Origin of the sequence: Microbacterium sp. K35 (assembly GCF_004794375.1) — a bacterium.
Taxonomy (GTDB): domain Bacteria; phylum Actinomycetota; class Actinomycetes; order Actinomycetales; family Microbacteriaceae; genus Microbacterium; species Microbacterium sufflavum.
In genome coordinates, this window is the sequence record NZ_SSDM01000362.1 from 1 (window position 1) to 4,914 (window position 4,914).

The window sequence follows — 4,914 nt, forward strand, 5'->3', positions numbered from 1 at the left end:
CACACCTGGCGGCCGGCCGACCTCGCCACGTCGCGCCCGCACGCCCGTGCATCGCCCGATGCCGTCCCCTCGCCCGCCCAGCCCACGCATTTCCCGCGCCGCCGCATCGCGCGCACACGCCGTTGCAACGCCCCACGCATCCACGCGTGTCGAGCCTCACCGCCGGTGCGTGCGGACGCCGCGCGGAGGAATCGAAAGAGCCGTCAGGAGGCGTCGGCGATGCGCGGATCCCACCGGCGATGGCGCTGCTGTTCGTCGAGCAGCCCCCACACCGCCGGCGTAAGCTCCGGGTACTCCAGCGCGATCTGTCGCAGCACCCGGTAGTGACGCGCGGCGTTGGGTCGCACACCGTCGTTCGCGGCGATGTTGTCAGCGCGGAGCAGGTACACCACGAGCTCGTCGACGCTCGGCAGCTCCTCCATGAACTCCCACGGGTCTTCCCCGCCCAGCAGCCGCTCCTGGATCAGCACGGCGAGTTCGTCGGCCGCTTCGGCGCGCAGCACTTCCAGGCTGGCGCGGCGTGGGACGGACTCGGTCATCCGTCCAGCCTACGCGCGTGCCGGACGCCGTCGGCGCTCGACCTTCGCGTCCTCGGTCATGTCCTCGAGCTCCCGACCCTTCGTCTCGGGCACCTTGAAGAACACGAAGAAGAACGACAACAGTGCGAAGAATGCGTAGAACCCGTACGCGAAGGTGAGTCCGATCTCCGCGAACGCCGGGAACGTCGTGGAGATGAAGAAGTTCGCGACCCACTGCGCGGCGGCCGCGACCGCCAGGGCGCCCGCGCGGATCGAGTTCGGGAAGATCTCGCCGAGGAGCACCCAGACGAGCGGTCCCCAGCTGGCGCCGAAGAACACCACGAATCCGTTGGCGCAGACGAGGGCGACGGTGGCCCAGGGGTCGGGCAGCGTCGCGGTGCCCTGCGCATCCAGCGTGCCGAAGGAGAACGCGAGCGCCATCAATCCGAGGGTGACGGTCATGCCGACCGAACCGACGAGCAGCATGATCCGCCGGCCCACCTTGTCGACCAGGAGGATCGCCACGATCGTCACCACGATGTTCGTCACGGAGGTGATCACCGAGGTCAGCAGCGCGCTGGACTCGTCGAACCCGACCGACTGCCAGAGCGTCGTGGAGTAGTAGAAGATGACATTGATGCCGACGAACTGCTGGAACACCGACAGCAGGATGCCGATCCAGACGATCGGCTTGAGCCCGAGGCGATTCCCTCGCAGGTCACGCAGCGACTCGGCGCGCTCGGTGTCGATCGTCCCGGTGATCTCCTTGATCTTCGCCTCGGTGTCGATCGTGCCCGTGACGGTCTGGAGCACTTCTGCGGCGCGTTTCGTCTCGCCCTTGCGCACCAGGTAACGCGGCGACTCCGGCAGCCGGAGCGAGACGAGCCCGTAGACGAGCGCGGGGATGGCCGCGACCATGAACATCCAGCGCCAGGCGGTGAGCCCCCACAGCGGCTGATCCGCTTCGCCGGCGATTCCCGCGAGCAGCGCGTCGGAGAGGAGGGCGGCGAAGATACCCGTGACGATCGCGAGCTGCTGCAGCGAGCCGAGTCTTCCGCGGATGGCGGCCGGCGACACCTCGGCGATGTACGCCGGAGCGATGACCGAGGCTGCCCCCACGCCCAGTCCGCCGATCACGCGCCAGATGATGAGGTCGACCACGCTGAAGGCCAGACCGGAGCCGATCGCGGAGACGAAGAACATGGCGGCTGCGACGACCATGACCGGGATGCGCCCGAACTTGTTCGAGATCGGGCCGGCGAACCAGGCGCCGACCGCGCAACCGATCAGCGCGGACGACACGGCGAAGCCCTTGAGGCCGGTACCGAGGTCGAACCCGGACACGTCGCCCGCGAGAGCGTCGACGGCACCGTTGATCACCGCGGTGTCGAAGCCGAAGAGGAAGCCACCCAATGCCGCGGCGATACTGACCGCGATCACACGGCGCTTGATGCTCGCCGCGTCAGCTGCTCTGCTCATGACCTACCCCCGCATCGTCAAGATGACGCGAGTCTAGGCCCTCCCTGACACCGTGCGGGGTCAGCGCGCGGAGCCGTACCCTTCTTCGCCCAGCTCCTCCAGGATGCGGTTGAGGTCCTGGATCGACGCGAAATCGATCGTGACCTGGCCCTTTCGCGTCCCGAGCGAGATCTTCACCCGCGTGTTCAGGCGATCGCCGAGCTTGCCCGCCACCTCGTCCAGATAGGCCCGTCGTGCTCCCGGCGTGGCCTTCGGGGTCTTCCCCGCGCTCGGCTGCGCCTTGGCGGCGACCTCCGTCGCGCGCACCGACAGGTCTTCGTTCACGACCTTGTCGGCAAGGCGCTGCATCGCCTCCGGGGTGTCAAGGCTCAGGATCGCGCGGGCGTGACCGGCCGACAGCACTCCTGCTGCGACGCGCTGCTGCACGGGGACGGGCAGTTTGAGCAGGCGGATGGTGTTGCTGATCTGCGGACGAGACCGGCCGATGCGGGTTGCGAGCTCTTCCTGGGTGATGCCGAAATCCTCGAGCAGCTGCTGGTAGGCCGATGCCTCTTCCAGCGGGTTCAGCTCGGAGCGGTGCAGGTTCTCGAGGAGCGCATCGCGCAGGAGGTCCTCGTCGGCGGTGTCGCGCACAATGGCCGGGATCGCGTCGAGCCCGGCTTCGCGTGCGGCCCGCGTCCGACGCTCCCCCATGATGAGTTCGTAGTCGCCGTCGCCGTTCTTGCGCACGACCACCGGCTGGAGCACCCCGAACTCCCGCACGCTGTGCACGAGTTCGGCCAGGTCCTCCGGGTCGAAGTGCGTCCGCGGCTGACGCGGGTTCGGCACGATCGCGTGCGGGTCGACCTGCACCAGGTGGATGCCGGGGACCGCCTCGAGGGCAGCTTCCGCAACCGCGGCTGCGCCGGAGTCGGTCGTACCCGGGCGCAGGCTCGCGCCGGGGAAGAACACGTCGACGGGTCGCTCCGCCTGATCCGCGGTCGGAATGAGGGCACCGATGCCCCGGCCGAGTCCAGTGCGCTTCGCCATTACTTCTCCTTGCTCTGCGTCACACGCGACGCGATCTCGACAGCGGCCTCGCGGTAGGCGATCGCGCCGGCGGACTGCCCGTCGTACGCGATGACCGTCTGGCCGAAACTGGGGGCCTCGGACACGCGGACCGACCGAGGGATGACGGTGTTCAGCACCTGGGTGGGGAAATGCGTCCGAACCTCTTCCGCAACCTGCTGCGCCAGCCGGGTACGGCCATCGAACATCGTCAGCAGGATGGTGGAGAGGTGCAGGGACGGGTTGAGGTGCTTCTGGATCATCTGGATGCTTCCCAGAAGCTGGCTCAGACCCTCCAGCGCGTAGTACTCGCACTGGATGGGGATGAAGACCTCGGAGGCTGCGGTGAAGGCGTTGATCGTCAGAAGCCCGAGCGACGGCGGGCAATCGATGATCACGAAGTCCACCGGGTGGTCGACGAGGTAGTCCTGCAGAGCGCGTCGGAGCCGATGTTCCCGCGCGACCTGTGCCACCAGCTCGATCTCGGCGCCCGCCAGGTGGATGGTGCTCGGAGCACAGAACAGTCGTGGGTTCTCCGGGCTGGGCTGCACGATCTCCGCGAGCGGGAACTCATCGATCAGCACGTCGTACACGCTCGGCGTGTCCGCGTTGTGCGGAACCCCGAGTGCCGTGGACGCATTCCCCTGGGGGTCGAGGTCGATCACGAGAACCGAGGCACCGAGTCCGGCCAGCGCGGAGGCGATGTTCACCGCACTCGTGGTCTTGCCGACGCCGCCCTTCTGGTTCGACACGGTGAGCACCCGAGTCTCCCCCGTGAACTCCACCTCGACGGCTTCCAGTGCCCTGCGGCGCGCGGAAAGGTCGGCGAGTTCACGCGCGAGGGGCGTATCCATCCCGAACGAGTCGTTCGCCGGTGTCTTTTCGGACTGTTTCACGTGAAACATCCACTCCTTTCGGGGCCGCATCCCACTCTAATCGCAGGGACGGACCTCGAACCGCGCACGCCCGCCAGCATCGACGCTGAGCGCACTTCCGTCCGCGGCTCGTACCGGACCACGACCGGCAGCCCCATGGATTCCGGGACTTCCTCGTCGCAGCGAGCGAGTGCCGCGCGCTCACGGTGCCGCATCGATGACCGCAATCGGTCGTCTGAAACAGCTGCCGGGCCTCCTCGCTCGCGCCGGAGATCCCCGACCAGGCGCATCCAGGATCACGTCTACATGAACCGCCGCGTGAGCTGCCCCCTCAGCACCTCCTCCCCCACCCGCGACGGTTCTTGAAGAAGCCCCGACCTGCCCCCCGGCGAACGCCGCCCCGCATGAGCGCCTTTCACCGTTTCACGTGAAACACTGCGCCTGTTCCGCGGCGTGTTCGGTCCGTCAGCGACCGCGTCGTCTCGCCCTTCATGGCCCCGACCTCGCGGCTCACCCAGCCCTCCCCGCGATCCAGCACACGCGGTCCCGTCTCCGTCCGGGCTTGCCCCCATCGGGCCAACACCGCATGTCCGCGCATTTCCCTGGTGCGGTCCGTCGTCCACTGCGTCTCGTGAGCCGACGGACCTCCGTGTTGTCGGGGCCCGCATGCCTCCACCCTCGGCGCCCGCTCTTCCCCACCCCGCTTCGTCCCCACCCCGCTTCTTCCCCAGGCTCGCTTCTTACCCAACGGCCGCTTCTTACCCAACGGCCGCTTCTTACCCAACGGCCGCTTCTTCCCTACGCCCGCCTCCTCCCTACGCCCGCCTCCTCCCTACGCGCGCTTCTTCCCTACGCCCGCCCTCCTCCCTACGCCCGCCTCCTCCCTACGCACGCTTCTTCCCCAGGCTCGCTTCTTCCCTGCGGCCGCTTCGTCCCTGCGGCCGCTTCTCCCCCACGCCCGCTTCTCCCCCACGCCCGCTTCTCCCCCACGCCCG

Annotated in this window: 4 protein-coding genes; all 4 read right to left on the reverse strand. The window is 68.3% G+C overall.

Annotated features, from left to right (window positions below; all coding sequences use genetic code 11):
• Positions 1-203: 203 nt before the first annotated feature.
• Genes DW299_RS14900 through DW299_RS14915 form a run of 4 tightly spaced genes read right to left on the reverse strand, consistent with a single transcriptional unit; the run spans position 204 to position 3,949 of the window.
• Positions 204-539, reverse strand: coding sequence for a tryptophan synthase subunit alpha (locus DW299_RS14900; protein ID WP_136033761.1), 336 nt, complete (start codon positions 537-539; stop codon positions 204-206).
• A 9-nt stretch (positions 540-548) separates the two neighbouring features.
• Positions 549-1,997: a sugar porter family MFS transporter gene (locus DW299_RS14905; protein ID WP_205814416.1), complete on the reverse strand. Its 1,449-nt coding sequence runs from the start codon at positions 1,995-1,997 to the stop codon at positions 549-551.
• Between the two features lie 60 nt (positions 1,998-2,057).
• Entirely contained in the window at positions 2,058-3,026 is a 969-nt protein-coding gene (locus DW299_RS14910; RefSeq protein ID WP_136037046.1) for a ParB/RepB/Spo0J family partition protein, read from the reverse strand.
• Positions 3,026-3,949, reverse strand: coding sequence for a ParA family protein (locus tag DW299_RS14915; protein ID WP_136037047.1), 924 nt, complete (start codon positions 3,947-3,949; stop codon positions 3,026-3,028). The genes DW299_RS14910 and DW299_RS14915 overlap by 1 nt, the downstream gene beginning before the upstream one ends.
• Between the last annotated feature and the right edge of the window lie 965 nt (positions 3,950-4,914).